The 21656-nt window shown below is 71.0% G+C and carries 18 protein-coding genes and 1 pseudogene; 13 read left to right on the top strand and 6 right to left on the bottom strand.

Annotated elements, in window-relative coordinates; all coding sequences use genetic code 11:
* The first annotated feature begins 35 nt into the window (after positions 1-35).
* Genes ACFXJ8_RS05885 through ACFXJ8_RS05855 form a run of 7 tightly spaced genes read left to right on the top strand, consistent with a single transcriptional unit; the run spans position 36 to position 6580 of the window.
* The gene (locus ACFXJ8_RS05885; protein ID WP_379642674.1) at positions 36-752 is read left to right on the top strand and encodes a hypothetical protein; all 717 of its coding nucleotides are present in this window, start codon (positions 36-38) and stop codon (positions 750-752) included.
* Positions 749-1612 carry a hypothetical protein gene (locus ACFXJ8_RS05880; protein ID WP_379642673.1) on the top strand — a complete coding sequence of 288 codons (864 nt, stop codon included), beginning with the start codon at positions 749-751 and terminating at the stop codon, positions 1610-1612. Before ACFXJ8_RS05885 ends, ACFXJ8_RS05880 begins: the two co-directional genes overlap by 4 nt.
* 33 nt (positions 1613-1645) lie before the next feature.
* Positions 1646-1984, top strand: coding sequence for a PadR family transcriptional regulator (locus ACFXJ8_RS05875; RefSeq protein WP_379642672.1), 339 nt, complete (start codon positions 1646-1648; stop codon positions 1982-1984).
* Complete coding sequence (locus ACFXJ8_RS05870; protein WP_379642671.1) at positions 1981-2895, top strand: hypothetical protein; 915 nt, start codon at positions 1981-1983, stop codon at positions 2893-2895. The genes ACFXJ8_RS05875 and ACFXJ8_RS05870 overlap by 4 nt, the downstream gene beginning before the upstream one ends.
* A 55-nt stretch (positions 2896-2950) precedes the next feature.
* Complete coding sequence (locus ACFXJ8_RS05865; RefSeq protein WP_379642670.1) at positions 2951-4726, top strand: peptidoglycan-binding protein; 1776 nt, start codon at positions 2951-2953, stop codon at positions 4724-4726.
* Positions 4719-5405 (top strand): ABC transporter ATP-binding protein, encoded by a 687-nt coding sequence (locus ACFXJ8_RS05860; protein ID WP_379642669.1) that lies wholly within the window; start codon positions 4719-4721, stop codon positions 5403-5405. The genes ACFXJ8_RS05865 and ACFXJ8_RS05860 overlap by 8 nt, the downstream gene beginning before the upstream one ends.
* Entirely contained in the window at positions 5405-6580 is a 1176-nt protein-coding gene (locus ACFXJ8_RS05855) for an ABC transporter permease (RefSeq protein ID WP_379642668.1), read from the top strand. The genes ACFXJ8_RS05860 and ACFXJ8_RS05855 overlap by 1 nt, the downstream gene beginning before the upstream one ends.
* A 15-nt stretch (positions 6581-6595) precedes the next feature.
* Here ACFXJ8_RS05855 and ACFXJ8_RS05850 read toward each other — a convergent pair whose 3' ends face one another.
* Positions 6596-7765 carry an FIST N-terminal domain-containing protein gene (locus tag ACFXJ8_RS05850; protein WP_379642667.1) on the bottom strand — a complete coding sequence of 390 codons (1170 nt, stop codon included), beginning with the start codon at positions 7763-7765 and terminating at the stop codon, positions 6596-6598.
* A 143-nt stretch (positions 7766-7908) separates the two neighbouring features.
* Here ACFXJ8_RS05850 and ACFXJ8_RS05845 point away from each other — a divergent pair, with 143 nt between their 5' ends.
* From ACFXJ8_RS05845 to ACFXJ8_RS05835, 3 genes are all read left to right on the top strand, one after another.
* A complete protein-coding gene (locus ACFXJ8_RS05845) occupies positions 7909-9300 on the top strand; it encodes a sigma 54-interacting transcriptional regulator (RefSeq protein ID WP_379642666.1) in 1392 nt (463 codons plus the stop codon).
* 77 nt (positions 9301-9377) lie between these two features.
* Complete coding sequence (locus ACFXJ8_RS05840) at positions 9378-10145, top strand: hypothetical protein (protein WP_379642665.1); 768 nt, start codon at positions 9378-9380, stop codon at positions 10143-10145.
* 27 nt (positions 10146-10172) lie between these two features.
* Positions 10173-12275 carry a VWA domain-containing protein gene (locus ACFXJ8_RS05835; protein ID WP_379642664.1) on the top strand — a complete coding sequence of 701 codons (2103 nt, stop codon included), beginning with the start codon at positions 10173-10175 and terminating at the stop codon, positions 12273-12275.
* Here the strand turns inward: ACFXJ8_RS05835 and ACFXJ8_RS05830 are convergent.
* Positions 12272-12694 (bottom strand): DUF6292 family protein, encoded by a 423-nt coding sequence (locus tag ACFXJ8_RS05830; protein WP_379642663.1) that lies wholly within the window; start codon positions 12692-12694, stop codon positions 12272-12274. The two genes, ACFXJ8_RS05835 and ACFXJ8_RS05830, sit on opposite strands and share 4 nt — an antisense overlap.
* Before the next feature lie 257 nt (positions 12695-12951).
* Here ACFXJ8_RS05830 and ACFXJ8_RS05825 point away from each other — a divergent pair, with 257 nt between their 5' ends.
* On the top strand, positions 12952-13380 hold the full coding sequence (locus ACFXJ8_RS05825) for a DUF2269 family protein (protein WP_379642662.1): 429 nt from the start codon (positions 12952-12954) through the stop codon (positions 13378-13380).
* Here ACFXJ8_RS05825 and ACFXJ8_RS05820 read toward each other — a convergent pair.
* On the bottom strand, positions 13377-14516 hold the full coding sequence (locus ACFXJ8_RS05820) for a cystathionine gamma-synthase (protein WP_379642661.1): 1140 nt from the start codon (positions 14514-14516) through the stop codon (positions 13377-13379). The genes ACFXJ8_RS05825 and ACFXJ8_RS05820 overlap by 4 nt on opposite strands.
* 125 nt (positions 14517-14641) lie before the next feature.
* Entirely contained in the window at positions 14642-14833 is a 192-nt protein-coding gene (locus ACFXJ8_RS05815) for a hypothetical protein (protein ID WP_379642660.1), read from the bottom strand.
* Between the two features lie 95 nt (positions 14834-14928).
* On the opposite strand from ACFXJ8_RS05815, the pseudogene ACFXJ8_RS05810 reads away from it, so the two are divergent.
* Positions 14929-16050, top strand: a pseudogene (locus ACFXJ8_RS05810) (sensor histidine kinase); the annotation flags it as partial.
* On the opposite strand, the gene ACFXJ8_RS05805 reads toward ACFXJ8_RS05810, so the two are convergent.
* Positions 15988-19080 carry a BTAD domain-containing putative transcriptional regulator gene (locus ACFXJ8_RS05805; RefSeq protein ID WP_379642659.1) on the bottom strand — a complete coding sequence of 1031 codons (3093 nt, stop codon included), beginning with the start codon at positions 19078-19080 and terminating at the stop codon, positions 15988-15990. The pseudogene ACFXJ8_RS05810 and the gene ACFXJ8_RS05805 overlap by 63 nt on opposite strands.
* A 53-nt stretch (positions 19081-19133) precedes the next feature.
* Between ACFXJ8_RS05805 and ACFXJ8_RS05800 the strand changes: the two genes are divergently transcribed.
* Positions 19134-19997, top strand: a complete 864-nt coding sequence (locus ACFXJ8_RS05800; protein ID WP_379642658.1) for an NAD(P)-dependent oxidoreductase — start codon at positions 19134-19136, stop codon at positions 19995-19997.
* A 158-nt stretch (positions 19998-20155) separates the two neighbouring features.
* Here ACFXJ8_RS05800 and ACFXJ8_RS05795 read toward each other — a convergent pair whose 3' ends face one another.
* A complete protein-coding gene (locus ACFXJ8_RS05795; protein WP_379642657.1) occupies positions 20156-21526 on the bottom strand; it encodes a cystathionine beta-synthase in 1371 nt (456 codons plus the stop codon).
* Positions 21527-21656 lie beyond the last annotated feature (130 nt).

Genomic DNA, 21656 nt, shown 5'->3' with positions numbered 1-21656 from the left:
AGCGAGCTACCTTCGAGAACGCCCTGGCGACCTGCATGAAACAGGCCGGGTTCAGCTACCTCCCCAACCTGGGAACCACCGAGCGACCCGACCCCGCCAAGCAGGACGCGGGCGACTACGACGCCCTCAAGGATCACCGGCAGAAGTACGGGCTGGAGATCTTCGCGTCGTTCGTGTACCCCGACGACCCGAAGGTCAACCCCTTCGCCGACGAATCCCAGGAAGACCCCAACGGGCGCATCATCTTCTCACTGTCCAGCACCCAGCAGAAGGCCTACCTGAAGGCTAAGGACGCCTGCGTGACCAAGGAGGCCGAGCGGGTGCTCGGCAAGCGGGTCTCCTCGGACGTGGACCTGATGACAGGCCCGGCCATGGCGTTCGAGGAGGCCGCGCGCAGGGAGCTCGACGGCGATCCCCAGCTCGTCGACCTGGCCGCCGCCTACGGTGACTGCCTGGCGGGCAAGGGCTACCGGGTCGCCTCGACGAAGCCGACCGAGGTGGCGACGACAGTGCGGAAGATCTTCCAGGGCCAACTGGAGGCCATCCGCAAGAAGCAGGATCCCGGCGCCGAGCCCGCCCCCAAGGGGATCGTCCTCCGGCCCGACCTGTCATCCGACCAGGCCAGACCGTATTTCACCAAGGAAATCAGGAGCGCGCTCGACGACCTCGAGTGCGGCAAGGAGTTCTACCCCGTGTTCGGTCCGAAGCAGACCGCGCTGAGGGTGCGCATCGACGCGGAGTTCGGGCAGTGAGGCGTGCGGCGGCGCTGTTCGCCCTCGCGCTGGCGGCCGGGTGCGGGGGCACCCCGGCCGAGACCGCGACCGAGCCGAGCACCCAGGCGCAGGGGGTCGAGCACCGCAAGGAGGCCGAGCTGGCCACCTGTATGAAGGGCAAGGGATTCAAGTACGTCGCGTTCGTCGCCAAGGGCCGCAAGCTGAGCGAGCAGCGCAAGGCGGCCAACAGCGGCGACCACGCGGCGATGCAGGCCGAACGCGGCAAGTACGGCTTCGGGCACTTCTCGCTGTACGTCTATCCCAAGGACTTCGACTCACCGATGTACAAGCCGGACAACCCGGAGATCGATCCGAACTGGGCGATCCAGACCTCGCTGTCCGAACAGCAGTACAAGGCCTACAACACCGCCCTGGATGCCTGCTACGCATCCGCGATCAAGAAGATTACCGGCAAGACCGTGAAGTCCTCGATGGACTACTACGAGCAAGCGGACAAGACCAAGACCCAGGTCAAGGCGCGCGAGCTCGACGGCGATCCCGCCCTGACGGAGAAGGCCGCGACCATGGCCGACTGCCTGAAGGGCAAGGGCTACCGGGTGCCGAAGGCCAACCCCACCGCGCTCGCCACGCGCGGCTGGGAGGAGACCCGGGCCCAGGTCGAGCACCTGGGCAAGACCGACGACGTCGACGACAGCAAGCTGCCCGAGGGGCAGTTCTACGAGCCCACGCTCACGCCCGCGCAGGCCAGGCCGTACCTCACCAAGGAGATCAAGGCCGCGCTCGACGACCTCGAGTGCGGCAAGGACTTCTACGCTGCCTACCTGCCGAAAGAGCAGGAGATCGACGGGAAGGTCAATGATGAGTACGGACTGTCTTGACGATACTCCGTTGAACGAAGTATGTTCTCGGCCATGCCCAAGGGATCATCCGGTTTGAGTGAGCAGACCTACTTTGTCCTCGCCGCACTCCTGGACGGTCCGCTCCACGGACACGCGATCATCAAGAAGGTGGTCGACCTCTCGCAAGGCAGGATCACGCTGGCCGTCGGCACCCTCTACGGCGCCCTCGACCGGCTGGCCGCCAACGGCGTCATCATGGTCGAACGCGAGGAGATCGTCAACGGCCGCAAGCGGCGCTACTTCAGGATCACCGACGAGGGCAGCGGCATGGTCGAGGCCGAGGCCAGGCGCATGCAGCAGGCGGCCGCCGTGGTGACGGGGCGGCACAGCCTGGGGGCCACGTTCGCATGACCTCGCTCGAGCGGCGTTACCGCTGGCTGTTGCGGGCCTACCCCAACGCCTACCGGGCCGACCACGGGGAGGAGCTCCTCGACATCCTCCTGGAGAGCGCGGCGCCTGGCCAGGCGCTGCCACCGGCGCGCGAGGCCTACGCCCTGCTCGTCGGCGGCCTGCGCACCCGGATCATCTCGGCGGCACAGGGGCCCGCCTGGGTGGACGGGCTGCACCTCGGCGTGACGGCGCTGGCCGTGCTCAACCTGGCGGTGCTGGTGCCGTACGCCACCAGCGTCCCGCTGTGGCTGGCGCTGTCGGCCATCGCGCTCGTGCTCATCCTGCGTGGCCACGTACGGCCGGCGCTCCCGTTCGCGGGAGCCGTCGCCGTCAAGGTCACCGCGATCACCATGGGACGGCCGTGGCTGGACGACACGCTCCTGCCCGTCTATCCCGACTTCCCCGAGGAGCTGTGGTCGGGTCCCGCGCTGTACGGCAACGGCGGCCCCGTTGCCCCGCTGACCTCCAACGTGCTGATCATCGCAGGGCTGCTCGCCCTGTCGGCCAGGCGTGAGCGGCCTCGCACCCGCTCGTGGTGGTGGCTGGCGGCGGTGCCGCTGGTCGCGGGAGCGGACCCGGCGTGGCTCGACATCGTCGCGGGCTCGCCCACGGCCATGACGAGGGTGTGCGTGGAGGCGGCGCTGCTGTTCGGCGCCGCCTACGCCGGCCAGATCACCGCCGATTCCCGATGGGCGATCGCGGCGGGCGTCTACCTGGTCTCCGCGACGGCCGTGATCTACGAGAACGGCGTGGTCTACCAGAACATCGCCACCCTCTCCCGGCAGGACATCGCCCACGCGGCCCTGCTGGTGGTGCTGACGCTGGCGGCGGCCCTCGTGCCGTACCGCGCCAGGCGCCGCATCCTTCTCTGACGCGCCGCAGGGCCGTGAGCTCTGTTCGGCATGCCCGAAAACTAGGAGTTCCGACGTGAAGTCCCCCCGGAAGGTGCTGATCGGCACCGTCGCCGGAGTGATCGTGATCGCGGGGGTCGGCTGGGGAGTCAGCACCAGGCTCCGCTCGCCCGCCGACGAGGCGGCCCTGCGCAAGCCGCCGAAGGCCTCGCTGGTCACGGTGCCGGTCGAGCGCACCAAGCTGGTCAGCACGATCGTGGTCAACGGCACCCTCGAGTACGGCTCGCCGCTGCCGATCACGCTGGCCGGGGTCGTCGGCGGCGCGGACGCCACCCAGCGCGCCACGCGCGCCCCCCACCCCGGCAAGGTCACCGAGGGCGGGATCCTCATGGAGGTGAACGGCAGACCCGTCTTCGCCATGTCGGGCAAAGTGCCGATGCACCGCACCCTCGCCCCGGGCGCGCGGGGCGACGACGTCAAGCAGGTGCAGCGCGCGCTGCGCAGGCTCGGCTACGGCACGCGCGTGACCGGCGTCTTCGACCGGGCCACCATCACGGCGGTCACCAGGTTCTACGCCAAGAAGGGCTACGAGGCCCAGCAGCCCACCCTGGAGGCCCGCCAGCAGCTCGACACGCTGCGCAAGGCCGTACAGACCGCGCAGGAGACGCTGGCCGTCGAGCAGAAGACGCTCGACCAGGGCGGCGATGTCCTGCCGTTGAAGCTGAAGCTCACCAACGCCAGGGCGGATCTGAAGGCGGCCGAGCTCGCCCACCGGCAGGCCGAGGAGCAGCGGTACACCACCGACGACGTCGCCAAGATCGAGGCCGCCGACACCGCGGTCAGGGCGGCCGAGGAGAAGGTGCTGCAGGCCGAGCAGGACCTGGCCGCAGCCAGAGCGGAGAATGACAGGCCCGAGCCAAGCACTCCGCCCGCCACGCCCGGGGCCACCCCCGCGCCTTCGTCCGCGCCGCGAACGCCCAAGGACACGACCCTGCTGGAGCTGAAGGTGTCCAACGCGCGCGCCGACCTGGAGGCGGCCCAGGGCGTTCACGCCCGGATCGAGGAGGAGGCGCGCCAGGCCCGCGACAAGAAGCTGACCGAGCTGAGCAAGGCCGTGCGCGACGCGAAGGAGGCCGTCGCCGTCGCCGCGCAGGCGTTACGGCAGGCCCGCGAGCTGTCGCCGGTCAAGCTCAAGGTCGCCAACGCCAGGAAGGACGTGGGCGCGGCCAAGGCGTTGATGGCCGAGTACCTGAGGACCTACGGCACCACGATCCCGCCGGGCGAGCTGGTGTTCCTGCCGAAGCTGCCCGCCCGCCTGCACAAGGCGGGCGTCAAGGCGGGCGAGACCGTGGACAAGGCGATCGCCACCGTGACCAGCTCGTCGTTCGTGGTGACGGGCTCGGTGGAGGCCGCCGAGGCCGACCTGCTGAAGGACGGGCTGGAGGCGGTCATCGAGGGCCCCACAGGCAAGACCTATCCGGCGCGGCTGATCGCCTTTGGCGAGAAGGCGAAGCTCGCCACCGGCGAGGCCAAGGCGGGTCAGGGGGAGGGCGAGGAGGGGATGAGCTCGGAGCCCGTGCTGATCAGCCCGCTGTCGGAGAAGGGGCTCAAGCGGCTGTCGGGCTCGAACGTCGTCACGAGGGTGACCGTGGGCGCGACGGACACCGAGGTGCTCGTCGTCCCGGTGGCCGCGGTGATCACCTCGGCGGACGGCAGAGCGCGGGTGCGGGTGGAGGTCGCGCCGGACAGGACCAAGGACGTCGAGGTCCGCACGGGACTGACCGCCGACGGCAAGGTCGAGGTCACCGGCGAGCTCAAGGAGGGCGACAGGGTGGTGGTCAACCGTGCCTGAGCCCGTCATCTGCCTGGAGGCGGTCTGCAAGCAGTTCGACGCCGACCCGCCCGTGCGCGCGCTGTCGGACGTCTCGCTGGTGGTCAAGCCCGCCGACTACCTGGCGATCATCGGCCCTTCGGGATCGGGCAAGTCGACGCTGCTCAACGTGCTCGGGCTGCTCGACACGCCCACGTCAGGCAGCTACCTGCTGGACGGGATCGAGACCACCGCGCTGCGGGACGGCGAGCGGACCAGGCTGCGCGGCAGCCGTATCGGCTTCGTCTTCCAGTCCTTCCACCTGCTCGCCCACCGCAGCGTGGCGGAGAACGTGATGCTCGCCGAGGTGTACCGCAGCGGCGCCGCCCGGCGCGAGCGGAAGAACCGCAGGGCCAGGGCGCTGGAGGCGCTCGACCGCGTCGGCCTGTCGCACCGGGTCGGCTTCCTGCCCGACCGGCTGTCGGGCGGCGAGCGGCAGCGGGCGGCGATCGCCAGGGCGCTCATGGGCGGCCCCTCCCTGCTGCTGTGCGACGAGCCCACCGGCAACCTCGACAGCCGCAACACCGACGCGGTCCTCGACCTGTTCGACGACCTGCGCGGCCAGGGGCTGACGATCGTGGTGATCACCCACGAGAACGAGGTGAGCGACCGTGCCGAGCGCAGGGTAAGGATCACCGACGGCATCCTGGTGGAGGAGTAGTGGACCTCCGCGACCTGCTGAACGAGGCCATGGCCGGCATGCTGGCCCGCCCCGTCAGGACCGCGCTCACCACGTTGGGCACCGTGCTCGGCATCACCACGCTGGTCGTCACGCTCGGCATCGCCGCCACGGCGGGCAACCAGATCGTCGGCAGGTTCGACGAGCTGACCGCTACAACGGTCACCGTCGAGGTACCCGAGGAGGCCAAGATCGTCGTCGCGTGGGACGCCGTCGACCAGGTGACCAGGCTGCGCGGGGTGACCTCGGCCGCGGCGGTCGCCGAGACGAAGAAGAGCGCCAACCTGACCGTGCGCTCCAACAAGATCGTGGACCCCACGAGGGTGACCGACCAGACCCTCACCGTCGTCGCCGCCAGCCCCGGCCTGCCCCAGGCGGTCAAAGGCAGCATGGTCGAGGGCCGCTTCTTCGACGCCGGACACCTCGCGCGCAAGGACAAGGTGGTCGTCCTCGGCGAGCAGGCGGCCAGGATGCTCGGCATCACCCGGTTGGATCGCGCGCCCGCCGTCTTCATCGGCAAGCACGCCTACACCGTCATCGGCGTCCTCGGCGCGATGAAGAGGGAGCGCAACCTCAGCAGCGCGGTCATGGTCCCGCCCACGATCGGCGGCCGGTTCGGGCTCAAGGACGTCACCAGGGTGCTCATCAACACCAGCCTGGGCGCCGCCGACCTTGTGGCCAGGCAGGCTCCGCTCGCGCTCAGCCCCGGCAACGAGGACACGCTGGCGGTGATCGCCCCGCAGACCCCCACGAGGGCGCGCGACGGCGTGCAGAGCGACGTCAACTCGCTGTTCCTGATCCTCGGCCTGGTCTCGCTGGTCGTCGGCGCGGTCGGCATCGCCAACGTCACGCTGGTCACCGTCATGGAGCGGGTCGCCGAGATCGGCCTGCGCCGCTCCCTGGGCGCCGCGCGCAGGCACATCGCCACCCAGTTCCTGCTGGAGTCGACGCTCACGGGCCTCACCGGCGGGGTGATCGGCGCCAGCCTCGGCGTGGTCGCGATCGTCGCCGTCTCGGCGGCCAAGCAGTGGACGCCCGTGCTCGACCTGCGGCTCGCCGTGGTCGCGCCGCTGGCGGGGGCGCTGGTGGGGCTGCTGGCCGGGCTCTATCCGTCACTGCGGGCCGCCCGCATGGAGCCGGTCGACGCGCTGCGGTGAAACCGGTGACACCTGTCAGGAGGAGAAGACCAGGATCGAGGCGGTGAAGCCGTGCACGTGGTTCTGGCCCGCCACCGGGCCCACCTCTCCCGCGGCGAAGAAGCCCGCCATGCCGATCGAGCCGAGCGTGTCGCGCAGCGCCACCGCGTCGTGGTCGGCGGTGCCGAACATCGCCGACCCCCTGCCGTTGCAGGCGAACAGCAGCGCGCCGTCGATCCTGCCCAGCTCCTCGCGGTGCGCGTCGAGCAGGTCGTAGAGGTCCTCGTCGGCGGTCGCGGCGTCGCGCACCTGGAAGCGCACGGTCCTGCCGATGTCGACCACGTCCCCGATCGCGACCGCCTCCCGCTCGGGATCGATGCCGAGGACCCCGCGGATCAGGAAGTCGCCCCGCTCGTGGTGCTCGGCGTACTCGTCCATCGCCACGCCGATCTGCAGGCCCGACGCGACCAGTTCGCGGTCGTCCTCGTCGAGGTCGGTGACGATGTCCTCCAGCCTGGCGAGCGCGGGCTGCCCGGCCAGCTCCAGCAGCAGGTTCTCCTCCGCGCTGGTGACGACCATGGTCGGGCCGATCGGCCTGCAGCCCTGGCTGACGACCGTGCTGACCTTGACCTCGCCGCTCAGCAGGACGCCGATGGCGCCCTCGGTGTAGACCTCGCCACCGGCGAACAGCCGCACCGAACCCCTGCCCTGCAGCCCGTTGGCCAGGCCGCCGATCAGCGGCAGGTCGCCGAGCACCTCGGCGGAGCGCTCGACGAAGGCGTCGGTGGGGAAGCTGTAGGGGTCGGCGAGCAGGATCGCCACCCTGTCGTCCACCTGGCGCTCGGGCAGACCGATGACCACGAACCGGTCCTCGGCGCTCAGCGTCTCCAGCGCGAACGTGGTCAGCCGCCCCCCGTCGAGGGTGGCCGCCCAGGCGCTGACCGACGGCGTCAGCTCCACACCCTGACCGTCGCCGATGACGCCGGTCGCGCTGCAGCCGATCACATGGGCGGCCGGTGCCATCGCCATGGCCCGCTGGCCCGCCCTCGCCACGTCGTCGGGGTCCTCACCGCAGATGAAGAAGCAGACGAGGTCGGCGGGGCCGCTCAACCCTGCCAGGGCCTGCCTGACAGCCGTTTCCGCGGCTGCGACCAGGTCGGATCCCACGGCGAGGCCGTCCGCGATTCGGCTCGTCAACAGGGCCACGCGTCTCGCCTCCCTACGCTTCGGTGGTTACCCTCGGGCGGATTCTCCCCACTGCGAGGACAAGCACGCGCCCTTATCGTCACGCATCAGTCAAATCCGAAAGACATTCCCGCATTCCCCATAGGCGACGTAGTCTCGAACGCGTGCATCAGCCTCGTATTCTCCGCGAGTTGCGAGAGAGCGGCCACGCCCATCGCAGCGTCAAAACCGAGGTCCGCGACAACCTGCTCGCCAGGTTGCGGGCGGGCGAGCCACGCTTTCCCGGCATCGTGGGCTTCGACGACACCGTCCTGCCCCACCTCGAGCGCGCCCTGCTCGCGGGCCATGACCTGGTCCTGCTCGGCGAACGCGGCCAGGGCAAGACCCGGCTCATCCGCACCGTCACGGGACTGCTCGACGAGTGGACCCCCGTGGTCGAGGGGTGCGAGATCAACGACCACCCCTACGCGCCGGTCTGCGCCCGATGCGTACGGCTGGCCGCCGAGCTCGGCGACGAGCTGCCCGTCGACTGGAAGCACCGCGACGAGCGCTACGGCGAGAAGCTGGCCACGCCCGACACCTCGGTCGGCGACCTGATCGGCGACGTCGACCCGATCAAGATCGCCGAAGGCCGCACGCTCGGCGATCCCGAGACGGTCCACTACGGCCTGGTGCCGCGCACCAACCGCGGCGTCTTCTCCGTCAACGAGCTGCCCGACCTGGCCGAACGCATCCAGGTCTCGCTGCTGAACGTGCTGGAGGAGCGCGACATCCAGGTCCGCGGCTACAACCTGCGCCTGCCCCTGGACATCCTGCTCATCGCCAGCGCCAACCCCGAGGACTACACCAACCGCGGCCGGATCATCACCCCGCTGAAGGACCGCTTCGGCGCCGAGGTCCGCACCCACTACCCGCTGACGGTCGAGGACGAGCTCACGCTCATCCGCCAGGAGTCGATGCCCGACATCGGCGCCGACGTGCCCGAGCACCTGGTCGAGGTCATCGCCCGCTTCACCCGCCTGGTCAGGGAGTCGACGGCCGTCGACGCCCGCTCGGGCGTCTCGGCGCGCTTCTCCATCGCCGCCGCCGAGACCGCCGCGGCCTCCGCCGTACGGCGGGCGGCGATCACCGGCGAGGAGCGCGCGGTGACGCGCGTCTGCGACCTGGCCACCGTCGTCGCCAGCCTGCGCGGCAAGGTGGAGTTCGAGGTCAGCGAGGAGGGGCGGGAGATCGAGATCCTCGCGCACCTGCTGCGCCGCGCCACCGCCGAGGTCTTCCGCGGCAGGCTCGGCGGCCTGGACCTGGCGCCGCTGCTGGACAAGTTCGCCGCGGGCAACCAGGTGGAGTCGGGCGAGCTGGTGCCGGCCGCCGAGCTGCTGCGCCGGATCGGGCCCGTCGAGGGCCTGGCCAAGGTCATGTCCAAGCTCGGCATGGGCACCGGCGAGGAGTCGCCAGGACACGCGGCGGCCGCCCTGGAGTTCACCCTGGAAGGGCTTTACCTCATGCGCCGCCTGTCGAAGGACGACGTGGACGGAGTCGCCGTCTATCGCACCTGATCCGCCGACACGCTCGGGTAAACATTTTCCCGATCTCCCGCGTCCTAGATGATGAACCTACGACCTCGGGGGAGATCATGCGTGTGCTCGCTCTGACCGCCAGTGCAGTCCTGTGCGCCGGCCTCTGCGCCACCGGCGCCGCCTCCGCCGCGACCGCCGGTTCGGTGGCGTCCGACTCGGTGGCGTCCGGCTCGATGGCGTACGGCTTCGCCTGGGCCGACGGCAAGGGCGTGCTGCGGATCACGCCCGCCCGCGCGAGTCTCGTCAAGGAGCACGGCATCCTGCGCTACAAGCTCAAGGCCGTGGCCGGCGCCAAGGAGATCAGGCTCGACTACACCAAGGCCGCCTACCGCCGGATCACCGTCGCGTGCGACCTGGTCGAGACCGAGGGCCACGTGGCGCTCGACGGCAAGGGGCTGGGCAGGACGAAGTGCGGGCCCGCCGACCTCGCCTTCACGCTGCAGCGCGGGCCCGCCCCGGTCAGGGTCGACTACTCCGGCAAGCAGGCGGTCACCGTCAGCGAGTTCCTGACCGACTGGGGCGAGGCGAAGACCGCCTACGGCACGATCAAGCGGATCAACGACACCACGGTCTCCTTCAAGGGGATCAAGCTCGGCTACACCCACGCCGTCGGCTTCAACCGCGTCACCGCCTCGTGCTCGTCGGGCTGGCTGTCCGGCAGGCCCGTCAACGCCGACCACGACGGGCTCGGCACCAAGCACTGCGCCGCCGCCCACCTCACCAAGGTGCTGAAGGCGCAGCAGCACCCTGTGCTGGTCAAGGCCGACTACAACCCGCTGAGCGGCGAACTGCAGGAGGTGTGGGAGGTCTTCGGCGACGCATAGACGGATATCTCGGGTTAGCGTGTGCCCATGGTCTACCGCTATGGCGAGTACCACGATGGGCCGGACCCGCTCGCTCCGCCGTACGACGTGCGGGCGGCTCTCGACGAGATGGGCGACGCCATCCTGTCCGGCTCCACCCCTGTCCACGCGCTGCGCGATCTTCTCAAGCACGGCCTGCCCGGCGCGCAGGACCGCAGGGGCCTGGACGACATGCTGCGCGAGGTCCGGCGCCGCCGCCGCGAGCTGCGCGAGCGCGGACGGCTCGACGGCACCCTCGACCGGGCCCGCTCCCTGCTGGACAAGGCGATCGGGCAGGAACGTGCCGAGCTGTTCCCCGACCCTTCGGACGACGCCCGCCTGCGGGAGGCCTCGCTCGACGCGCTGCCCGACGACACCGCGAGCGCGATCCAGGAGCTGAGCTCCTACGAGTGGCGTTCGGCGGCGGCCAGGCAGACCTTCGAGGAGCTTCGCGACCTGCTGCGCAGAGAGGTGCTCGACGCGCAGTTCAAGGGGCTGCGCGACGCGCTGGCCAACCCTGATCCGGCCGCGATGGAGCGGATCAGGCAGATGATGAGCGACCTGAACGACATGCTGGACAGGGATGCCCGAGGCGAGCACACCCAAGCGGACTTCGACTCCTTTATGTCGAAATATGGCGACATGTTCCCTGAGCATCCGCGGACGCTCGAGGAGCTCGTCGACGCCTTGGCCCGCAGGGCCGCCGCCACCCAGCGGATGCTGGCCTCGCTCACCCCCCGCCAGCGCGAGGAGCTCAGCGCCCTGATCGACCAGACGCTCGACCAGGCCGGGCTGTCGGAGCAGATGCGCCGCCTCGGCGACTCGCTCTACGCCCGCAGGCCCGACCTGGCCTGGGGCACGCCCGAGCGGCTGACCGGCGAGGAACCCATGGGCATGGGCGACGCCGTGACCGCGCTGGAGGAGCTGGCCGACCTCTCCCAGTTGGAGGCCGCGCTCCGCCAGGACTACCCCGGCGCGCGCCTGGACGACATCGACGAGGCCGCCATCCGCCGCGCCCTCGGGCGTTCGGCGGTCGACGACCTCGAGGCGCTGAAGCGGATCGAACGCGAGCTGGAGGAGCAGGGCTACCTGCTGCGGCGGCGCGGCAAGCTCGAACTGACGCCCAAGGCGGTGCGCCGCCTCGGCGAGACGGCGCTGCGGCGCGTCTTCGCCTCCCTCGACGCGGGACGGCGCGGCGACCACGACCAGCGTGACGCGGGGTCGGCGGGCGAGCTGACCGGATCGTCCCGGCCGTGGCGCTTCGGCGACGAGCAGCCGATCGACGTGGTCCGCACCCTCGTCAACGGCATCCGCCGTACCGACGCCGCCCGCCGTACCGACCTCGACGATCGCGCGCCCCGCCCCTCGGATCACCCCCAGCAACCCACCGCGCTGTCTCCCGGTAGTCCCCAGGAAACCCCCGCACGCGCATCGGGGCAGGGCGGCGGCCACCTCGGGGGGCGCTCGCGTACCGCCATCCAGCGGGCCCGGGTCCGGCTGTCGGTGGACGACTTCGAGGTCAGCGAGACCGAACGGCGCAGCGCCGCCGCCGTGTGCCTGCTCGTCGACCTGTCCTACTCGATGGCCCTCAGGGGCACCTGGGCCGCCGCCAAACAGACCGCGCTGGCGCTGCAAGCCCTGGTCGCCGCCAAGTTCCCCCAGGACGCCGTGCAGATCGTCGGCTTCTCCAACTACGCCAGGGTGCTGCAGCCCGACGAACTGGCGGGCCTCGACTGGGACATGGTCCAGGGCACGAACCTGCACCACGCCCTGCTGATCGCCGGTCGCCACCTCGACCGGCATCCCGATTTCGAGCCGGTCGTCCTCGTGGTCACCGACGGTGAGCCGACCGCGCACCTGATGCGCAACGGCCGCTCCGCCTTCGAGTGGCCGCCCTCCCCCGAGACGCTGGAGCTCACGCTCGCCGAGGTCGACAAGATGACCAGGCGGCGCGCGACGATCAACGTGTTCATGCTCGCCGCCGACGACCGGCTGCAGGAGTTCGTCGACGAGGTGGCCAGGCGCAACGGCGGCAGGGTCTTCTCACCCAGCGCCGACCGGCTGGGAGAGTACGTCGTCAGCGACTTCCTCCGCCAGCGCAGGGCGCGTTAGGCGTTGAACACGGAGCAGTAGTAGCTGAGCGCGACGTCGAAACCGTCGCGGCAGTTGCGATGGGAGCGGTAGCAGGGCCGCCAGGCCGAGCTCGCCCCGACGCCCGCGCGGGCGTCGGCCAGCGCGCTCGGCACCCGCTCCGGCTTGGGCAGCAGCCCGTGGCCGAGGTAGCGCACATCGGCCAGCTCGGAGTGCTCACCGCGGCTACCGGCGACGAACCGCCCCAGGCGCCAGCCGCTCTCCTCGTCCCAGACCAGGGCACTGCCGTCACCCAGCCGAACGGTGGCGTCACGCGGGTCGCACGGCCCCTCCCACCAGTCGCCCACCTCGGCGCCGAGCAGGCCGACCACCTGGCTGACGTAGGAGAACGGCTGGCGTACCCACTCGTCCGAGTACGGCTCGACGTGCCTCACGGCCACGACGGCACCCCCTTGTGCCTGGGAAACGGATAACCAACCATACCGGCGCTGAACTTATTCCATTGCCAGACCGTCTAGTCATTACGGACGATGTTGGGGGAAGGAGGAACGCCATGCTCGCCACCATTGTGATCATCGTCGGGATGGCCCTGGCCATCGCGGCCTTCGAGCTGTGCATGAGCTGCCCTCACGACCGCGATGATTCGCGGGAGGAGAGTATTTCCCGGTGAGATCACCGGAGGACTAAGGTCAGCCCCATGAATAGCACGTTGCTCTGGCTGCACATCGCGTTCGCGATCTTCGCGGTCGGACCGCTCACCGCCGTGATCATGGCCGCGCCGCGCGCCATCCGGGCCAAGAACTCGGCCGTCGTGCAGGTCCTGCAGCGCATGACCAGGATCTACGGCTTCGGCTCGCTCGGGGTGCTGATCTTCGGCATCTGGCTCGCCGTCAGCCTCGGCGTGATCGGCGAGTGGTACATGTCGGCGTCGATGACGCTGTTCCTCGTCTCACTCGTCCTGCTGTTCCTCGTCGAGCGCGACCTTCGCGCCGCGGTCAGGGCGTTCTCCACCGAGACCCCTGCCGACGACGCGAAGGTCGAAAGCGGCCGCATCGCCGCGCTCGGCGGCCTGATCGGCCTGATCTACCTGGTGATCCTGTTCCTGATGGTCGTCCCCGGCGCCTAACCCAGCGCCTGGGTGAGGTCGGCCAGCAGGTCGTCGATCGTCTCGATGCCGACCGACAGCCGCACCAGGTCGCCAGGCACCTCCAGCGGGGAGCCCGCCGCCGAGGCGTGCGTCATCCTGCCCGGGTGCTCGATGAGCGACTCGACGCCGCCCAGCGACTCGCCCAGCGTGAACAGCTTGGTCCTGTTGCAGATCTCGACGGCCTCCTGCTCGCCGCCGTCGACGCGGAAGGACACCATGCCGCCGAAGCGCTTCATCTGCTTGGCCGCGACCTCGTGGCCGGGGTGCTCGTCCAGGCCCGGGTAGAGCACCTGGGTGACGCGCGGGTGCGCGAGCAGCAGGTCGACCACGCGCTCGGCGTTGTCGCAGTGGCGGTCCATCCGCACGCCCAGCGTCTTGAGCCCGCGCAGCGTCAGCCACGCGTCGAACGGCCCCGCGACCCCGCCGATGGCGTTCTGGTGGTAGGCGAGCTCCTCGCCGAGCGACGGCGACGCCGCGATCAGCGCGCCGCCGACGACGTCGGAGTGGCCGCCGACGTACTTGGTGGTCGAGTGCACCACCACGTCGGCGCCCAGCGACAGCGGCTGCTGCAGGTACGGCGAGGCGAAGGTGTTGTCCACCACGAGCAGCGCGTCGTTGTCGTGCGCGAGCTGGGCGAGCGCCGCGATGTCGGCGATGCCGAGCAGCGGGTTCGTCGGCGTCTCGACCCAGATGATCCTGGTCTTCTGCGTCATGGCCCCGGCGACGGCGGCCAGGTCGCCCAGCGGCACCGGGTCGTAGTGCAGGCCCCACCGCTGGTGCACCTTGGCGAACAGGCGGTAGGTGCCGCCGTAGGCGTCGTTCGGGATGATGACGTGGTCGTTGGGCTTGCACACCGTGCGCAGCAGGGTGTCCTCGGCGGCCAGGCCCGACGCGAACGCCAGCCCCCTCGCCCCTCCCTCGACCGCCGCCAGTGCCTCTTCCAAGGCTGTCCGCGTCGGGTTCGCCGAGCGGCTGTACTCGTATCCGCCCCGAAGGCCGCCCACGCCGTCCTGCTTGTAGGTGGACGTGGCGTAGATCGGCGGCACGACCGCGCCGGTCGTCGGGTCGGGCTCCTGGCCAGCATGAATGGCCAGGGTCTCAAATCCGTTGCTCATACCCCCCACGCTAAACCGTGAGGCCCGTGATCCGTCCCCCAACCGATCACGGGCCTCACGCCGTCACGGGCGGCCTGTCCCCCAACCGCCCACCCGTGACGAGTTCTCGGGTGTCTTCTTGTGTGTCACGCCGCCTGCGCTTCGCTCCGCTGCTCGGCGCGTCGCGGCAGCCGTACGACGTCGGCGCCGAGGTGGCGGCCGCTGGCGCCTTCGGCGGGCTCGCCGTTGATCCGGGACAGCAGGACCGGGTCGGCCAGCGCGAGCAGCAGCACCACGACGAGCCCGACGGCCAACATCACGAATCCGATCACGACCATTTCCCCTCATCTCCTTCGACGCTTCAAGCATCGGCGTGCGGCGGGTGTTCCCGCCTCCGCTGAAGGATTGGTCCGCAGGTGGGGCCCTCGGCCGAATGGTTGATATGGGTTGTCCGACTTCCGGCCTAGGCTCAGGTGCCGTGGGGGACAACAAACGATTCGTCTACTGGGTCAGGCGGCTCAGCGAGATAGCCATGATCGGCTGGCTGGGCCTGCTGCTGCTGGTGGACCTGGTGGTCCCGATCAACGTGGGCGGCCCGCAGTACCTGGTGCCGGTGTGCGGCGCGGCCGGGATCGCCGCGGTGGTGCTGCGCAGACGCTACCGGGTCGAGGGCTTCGTCGTGCTGTTGTCGTGCTCGCTGGCGACCTCCCTGGTGATCCAGCTGAGCGGCGTGCCTGGCCTGCCGGGCATGGCCGAGAGCGGTTCCCTGCTCATCCTCGTCATCGGGATCCTGCGGCACGTCGAGCCCGTTCCGAAGGCGGCGGTGCTCTCGCTGGTCGCGATGGGCGTCCTCATGGCCGAGGGCGGCATGCGTGACTATATGAACGGCGGCCTGGCCTTCTCCTTCCTGCTGTTCATCGGCTGGGCGATCGCGGCGGGCGTCGGCGGCTACCTGCGCTTCATGCAGGAGCGCCGCACCGAGGCCATCCATTCGGTACGGCGGGCCGAACGCCTGGAGCTGGCCAGGGAGCTGCACGACCTGGTGGCCCACCACATCACCGGCATCGTGGTCCAGGCCCAGGCCGCCCGCACGGTGGCCGAGATGAAGCCGGAGGCCGTCGTGCCCGCCCTCGACGCCATCGCCAACGCCGGAGCCGACGCGCTCACCTCGATGCGCCGCCTGGTCGGGGTGCTGCGCGCCGAGGACGAGGCGGCCCGCACCCCCGGCACCTCGCTCGCCGACCTGCGCCTGCTGACCGAGCGCTTCTCCGCCAACGGGCCGAACGTGGCCTTCGAGGTCGGGCAGGGCATCGACGACTCCACGCTGCCGCCCGAGGTCATGACGACGCTGCACAGGGTGCTGCAGGAGTCGCTCACCAACGTCCGCCGCCACGCGCCCGGCACCGGCTGGGTGGAGGTCGGCCTGCGGCGCTACGACCGGATCGTGGTGCTGGGGGTGCGCAACTACGGCTCGGCCACCGACCCGCGCCTGTCACGGCTCGGCGGCGGGTTCGGGCTGGTCGGCATGGCCGAGCGGGTCGAGGCGCTGGGCGGCAGGCTGATGGCGGGCCCCACCGAGGAGGGCGCGTGGGAGGTGCGTGCCGAGTTCCCGCTGCCCTGAGGCGTGGGCCTCGGCGTAGGCGGGCTCGCCCAGCTCGGCCAGCGCCCTGGCGGCGATCCGCTCGACGTCGCCGCGTTCGGCGGGTGGCAGAGGGGCGCCGACCGATTCCCTGATGGCGGCCGCCGTACCGAGGAATCTGGCCGAGTCGCGGGCGGGCAGCGCGCCGGCCAGCCCCTCCAGCGCCAGTGCCACGGCTCTCGGGTCGCCGCTGGTCCGCGCGCTGGCGTAGCCCTCGCGGTGCAGCGCCAGCGCCGCGGCCGCATCGCCGCGCTGCTCGGCGACGAAGCCCAGCTCGGCCAGGATGAGCGCGATCCCCGGCTGCCCGTCGACCTGCCGCAGCCAGTCGAGCCAGGGACGCAGCAGCCGGTCGGCCTCCTCCAGTCGTCCCTGCCGCCGCGCGCCCAGCCCGAGGCCGAGCACCGCGTGTTCCTCTGCCGACTTGTACGACTGCTCGGCCGCCAACCTCCTGGCCCGCTCGTGGTAGTCGTCGGCCAGCGCGTAGTCGCCCCTCAGCAGCGCGGTCCTGCCCAGCACCGACAGCCGGAAGGCCGATTCGAGCCCCAGCTCCTCCGCCAGCCGCAACCCCTGCTCCCGCCACCTGGCCGACTCCTCGTAGTCACCGCGGATCTCCGCGAGCAGGCCGAGCGTCTCCATCGCCTCGCTCTGGCCCCAGCCGTCGCCGACCTCCCGGAAGATCGCCAGGCTGCGCTCGCCGTCGGCGGCCATCGCGGCCAGGTCGCCGCGGACGAGCGCGAGCTTGGCCCGCACGTCCAGCGCCGCCGCGACGCCCCAGCGGTCGCCCAGCTCCTCGAAGGCGGCCAACGCCCGCTCCACCCTGACCTCGTGCGCGGGGTGGTCGCCGTAGGCCCACCGCACGTAGCTGAGGAACCAGTCGGCGAAGGCCGCCCCCGCCCCGTCCAGCTCCTCGTACGGCACGGCCCGCGCGCTCGCGCCCGTCGACAGCGTCATCCCGGTCTGCCACGCCGCCGCCAGCGCCCGTTCGCTCGCCAGGCCGCCGCCGTACGACAGCGCCCTGGCGATCGCCCTGCTCGCCTCGCCCCGCCTGCCGCGCAGGAACCAGTACCAGCCCATCGAGGTCACCAGCCGCAGCGCGTGATGCTCGCTCTCCATCGCCAGGCGCAGGTTGGCACCCTCGGCGTCGAGTGTGCGCAGCCACTCCCCCTGCGCGGCCCCGCGCAGCCGGGCCCGCTCGGCCAGCTCGGTGTAGTAGGCCGCGTGCCGTTCTCTGACCGCGTCAGCCTCGCCCGCCTCCGCCAGCCGTTCGAGCCCGTAGGCCCTGACCGTCTCCAGCAGCCGGTATCGCGGCCCCGGGCTCACCAGCGACCGGTCGACGAGCTGGGTGAGCGTGTCGACGACGTCGACGCCCGGCTCGGCGCACACCCGCTCGGCCGCCTCCAGCAGGCACCCGTCCGCGTGGACGGCCAGCCGCCGCAGCACCACACGCTCGGACTCCGACAGCAGCTCCCAGCTCCAGTCGATGACCGCGCGCAACGTCTGCTGCCTGCCGGGCCCGCCCCTGCGCCCCGCGCCGAGCACCCTGAACCTGTCGTCGAGCCGTACGGCCAGCTCCCGCACGCCCAGCGCCCGCACTTTCGTCGCCGCCAGCTCCAACGCCAGCGGCAGCCCGTCGAGCCGCTCGACGATGGTCGCCACCGTCTGGGCGTCGCCGTCGTCCAGCACGAAGCCGCGATCGGCCGCGCCCGCCCGCGCGGCGAACAGCCGTACCCCGTGCTCGGTCTCCAGCGGCGGCACCGGCCACACCCGCTCCCCCTGGACGGCCAGCGGCTCCCTGCTCGTGGCCAGCACCCGCAGCCCTCCCGCGGCTGCCAGCATCGTGGCTACCAGGTCGGCGGCGCTGTCGACGACGTGCTCGCAGTTGTCCATGACGAGCAGCAGCCGCCGGTCGCGCAGCGCGGTGACCAGGCGTTCGACCGGGCTCGCAGGGGTGCCGTCGTCGCGGATGCCCAGCGCCTCGATCACCGCCTGGACCGGGTCGGTCGTCGCGGCCAGCTCGACCAGCCGCGCGTCCTCCAGCCGTCCGGCCGTCTCCAGCGCGAGCCGCGTCTTGCCCACGCCGCCCGGCCCCGTAAGCGTCACCAGGCGGCCCGCGTCGAGGAGCGCGCCCACCTCGGCGACCGCGTCGGCCCTTCCGATCAGCTCGGTCATGGGCAGGGGGAGCCTGCCCGCCTGCTCTCGTGTCGGGCCCATTCCGGGCCCCATGCCGGGCCCTTCGAGCGAGGGGTCCTGGCGCAGGATCGCCTCGTACAGCGCGGCGAGCTCCTTGCTCGGGTCCACGCCCAGCTCGTCGGCCAGCAGCGTCCGCACCTGCGCGTAACTGTCCAGCGCCGCACCCTGCCGCCCTGCCCGGTAGAGGGCGCGCAGGTGCAGGCCGCGCAGCCGTTCCCGCAGCGGATGGCGTTCGACCAGCGCGCCGAGCTCCACCGGCTCGCCGAGGGCCAGCCGTACCTCAGCCTGGTCTTCGAGCGCCGTCAGGCGCGCCTCCTCCAGCCGCGCGGCCGCCGCGGCCGCGAACGGCGCGTCGGCGTGGTCGGCGTAGGCGGGACCCCGCCACATCGACAGGGCGTCGGCCAGCAGGCCCGCGCGCGCCTCCAGCGTGCCGCGCCTGGCCCGCGCCACCAGCGCCGCGAACTCGTCGGCATCGACGCGCGCCCCCGCCAGGCGGTATCCCGCGGGCTCGCGCACCACTGTCCCGGGGCCGCCGAGCGCGCGGCGCAGCTGCGAAACCCGCGCCTGCAGGGTCCCGACCGGATTGCCGGAAGGACGCTCGCCCCACAGGTCGTCGATCAGCGTGTCCACGGGCACCGGACGGCCCTCGTGCACCAGCAGGTCGGCCAGCAGCGCCCGGACTTTGGCCTCGGGCACGCGCACGGCGCTCCCGTCGTCCGCCCACACGGCCAGCGGCCCCAGCACTCCGAAACGCATGACCCGTAGCTAACCAGAAGGAATCCATAAGGGCGGTGGCCGAGGCTGAGGCCATGACAACGCATGTGACAGTGATCGGGCTCGGCGCGATGGGCTCGGCGATGGCCGAGACGTTCCTGAAGGCGGGCCATCAGGTGACGGTGTGGAACAGGACCGCGGGCAAGGCGGGCGCGCTCGTGGCGCTCGGCGCCCACGAGGCGGCCTCCCCCGCGGAGGCCGGCGAGCTGATGGTGATCAGCCAGATCGACTACCAGGCGATGTACGACAGCCTCGCCGGCGTCGACCTGACCGGGAAGGTGCTGGTCAACCTCAGCTCCGACACCCCGTCGAAGCTGCGCGAGGCCGCCGACTGGGTGGCGGGCAAGGGCGGCGTGCTCATCACGGGCGGCATCATGGTCCCGCCGCCGGGGATCGGCCAGCCCGGCGCCTACACCTTCTACAGCGGGTCGTCCGACGTGCTGTCCCGGCACGAGGAGGCGTTGAAGGCGCTCACCGACGTGACCTACATCGGGGCCGACCCCGGACTGGCGATGCTGTTCTACCAGGCGCAGCTGTTCATGTTCTGGTCGGGGCTGACGTCGTTCATGTACGCCAGCGCGCTGGCGGAGAGCGCGGGGCTGCCGGTGTCGGCCATGCTGCCGTACGCCCAGGAGACGTACGGCGGGCTGGCCGGTGACGGGCCGATGGGATTCCTGAAGCACCTGGCCGCGGAGTTCGAGGCCCGCGTGTACCCGGGCGAGCCGAACAGCCTGCACATGCAGGCGGTCGGGATGCAGCACGTGGTACACACGTTCGAGGACGCGGGGCTGGACCTGACGGTGCCGGTCGCGCTGAAGGACCTGTTCGCCCGCGCGGACGCCGAGGGACACGGCGCGGAGAGCCTCGGGGCGGTCATCGAGTCCATCAGCAAGCGATGACAGCCTGAACGGGTCCTCGGGCTTTCACCCGAGGACCCGTTCGTCGTCAGTGGTTGGCGCCGTCGGTGGTTGGCGCCGTCGGTGGTTGGCGCCGTCGGTGGTTGGCGCCGTCGGTGGTTGGCGCCGTCGGTGGTTGGCGCCGTCGGTGGTTGGCGTCGTCAGTGGTTGGCCAGGAACGCCAGCAGGTCCTGGCGGGTGAGGAGGCCGGCGGGCTTGCCGTCCTCCAGCACCACCGCCGCGTCGGCCTTCTCCAGCGCCTCGACCGCCCGCGACACCGGCTCGCCCGCGCCGATCATCGGCAGCGGCTGCGACATGTGGTCGGCGATGGGGTCGTCGGAGTCGACCTTGCCCCGGTACAGCGCCTCCAGCAGGTCGCGCTCCACGATCGAGCCGACCACCTCGGCCGCCATCACCGGCGGCTCCTCCTTCATGACGGGAAGCTGCGACACCGAGTATTCGCGCATGATCGAGATCGCGGTGCCGACCGACTCGTGCGGGTGGGCGTGCACGAACTCCGGCATCGCCCCGCCCTTGCGCGACAGCACGTCACGCACGAGCCCGTCGTCGGACGCCGTGGTCAGGAACCCGTAGTCGGCCATCCAGTCGTCATTGAAGATCTTGGACAGGTAGCCGCGCCCGCCGTCGGGCAGCAGCACGACCACCACGTCGTCGGGCCCCGCCTCGGCCGCCACCTGGAGCGCCGCGACCACGGCCATGCCGCAGGAGCCGCCCACGAGCAGCCCCTCCTCGCGGGCCAGGCGCCGCGTCATGTTGAAGGAGTCCTTGTCGGACACCGCGATGATCGAGTCGCAGATCGTCGTGTCGTAGGTCGCGGGCCAGATGTCCTCGCCGACCCCCTCGACGAGGTACGGCCGGCCCGTGCCGCCGGAGTAGACCGAGCCCTCGGGGTCAGCTCCGATGATCTTCACCCGGCCGTCGGAGATCTCCTTGAGGTAGCGTCCTGTGCCGCTGATCGTGCCGCCGGTGCCGACGCCCGCCACGAAGTGCGTGATCCTGCCCTCGGTCTGCTCCCACAGCTCAGGACCCGTGGAGTGGTAGTGCGACTCCGGGTTCTGGACGTTGGAGTACTGGTCGGGCTTCCACGCGTTCGGGATCTCCCGCGCCAGCCGGTCCGACACCGAGTAGTAGGACTCGGGGTGGTCGGGCGCGACGGCGGTCGGGCACACCACGACCTCGGCCCCGTAGGCGCGCAGCACGGAGATCTTGTCCTGGGCGACCTTGTCGGGCACGACGAAGACGCACTTGTAGCCCTTGGTCTGGGCCACGATGGCCAGGCCGACGCCGGTGTTGCCGGAGGTGGGCTCGACGATCGTGCCGCCGGGCCGCAGCGCGCCCGACGCCTCGGCCGCCTCGATCATCCGTACCGCGATGCGGTCCTTCACCGAGCCGCCAGGGTTGAAGTACTCGACCTTGGCGAGCACCTGTGCGGGCAGGCCGGCGGAGACCTTGTGCAGCCTGACGAGCGGAGTGTTCCCCATGAGCTCGATCAGGGAATCGTAAACGCGCACTGAGGTGTTCACCTTCTTTGCCGAAGCTTGATCAGCTTGTGGATGGCCGCGGCTCCCTGGGGGTGGTGGAGCCTCGGTTAGGTTTCAGACCGATGAGGATCACGCCGGGGCATACCAGCGCGTTTCTCAA

The sequence above is a fragment of the Nonomuraea sp. NPDC059194 genome (assembly GCF_042754765.1).
Lineage (GTDB): Bacteria > Actinomycetota > Actinomycetes > Streptosporangiales > Streptosporangiaceae > Nonomuraea.
The sequence above is the reverse complement of the archived record's forward strand: the minus strand, read 5'-3'. Positions and strand labels throughout refer to the sequence as shown.

Bases quoted from the DNA above. Each gene is read 5' to 3' on its own strand.
- ACFXJ8_RS05885 (WP_379642674.1), top strand. From the start codon at position 36: ATGAAACAGGCCGGGTTCAGCTACCTCCCCAACCTGGGAACCACCGAG.
- ACFXJ8_RS05875 (WP_379642672.1), top strand. From the start codon at position 1,646: ATGCCCAAGGGATCATCCGGTTTGAGTGAGCAGACCTACTTTGTCCTC.
- ACFXJ8_RS05870 (WP_379642671.1), top strand. From the start codon at position 1,981: ATGACCTCGCTCGAGCGGCGTTACCGCTGGCTGTTGCGGGCCTACCCC.
- ACFXJ8_RS05840 (WP_379642665.1), top strand. From the start codon at position 9,378: ATGCGTGTGCTCGCTCTGACCGCCAGTGCAGTCCTGTGCGCCGGCCTC.
- ACFXJ8_RS05835 (WP_379642664.1), top strand. From the start codon at position 10,173: ATGGTCTACCGCTATGGCGAGTACCACGATGGGCCGGACCCGCTCGCT.
- ACFXJ8_RS05825 (WP_379642662.1), top strand. From the start codon at position 12,952: ATGAATAGCACGTTGCTCTGGCTGCACATCGCGTTCGCGATCTTCGCG.
- ACFXJ8_RS05820 (WP_379642661.1), bottom strand. From the start codon at position 14,516: ATGAGCAACGGATTTGAGACCCTGGCCATTCATGCTGGCCAGGAGCCC.
- ACFXJ8_RS05815 (WP_379642660.1), bottom strand. From the start codon at position 14,833: ATGGTCGTGATCGGATTCGTGATGTTGGCCGTCGGGCTCGTCGTGGTG.
- ACFXJ8_RS05805 (WP_379642659.1), bottom strand. From the start codon at position 19,080: ATGCGTTTCGGAGTGCTGGGGCCGCTGGCCGTGTGGGCGGACGACGGG.
- ACFXJ8_RS05800 (WP_379642658.1), top strand. From the start codon at position 19,134: ATGACAACGCATGTGACAGTGATCGGGCTCGGCGCGATGGGCTCGGCG.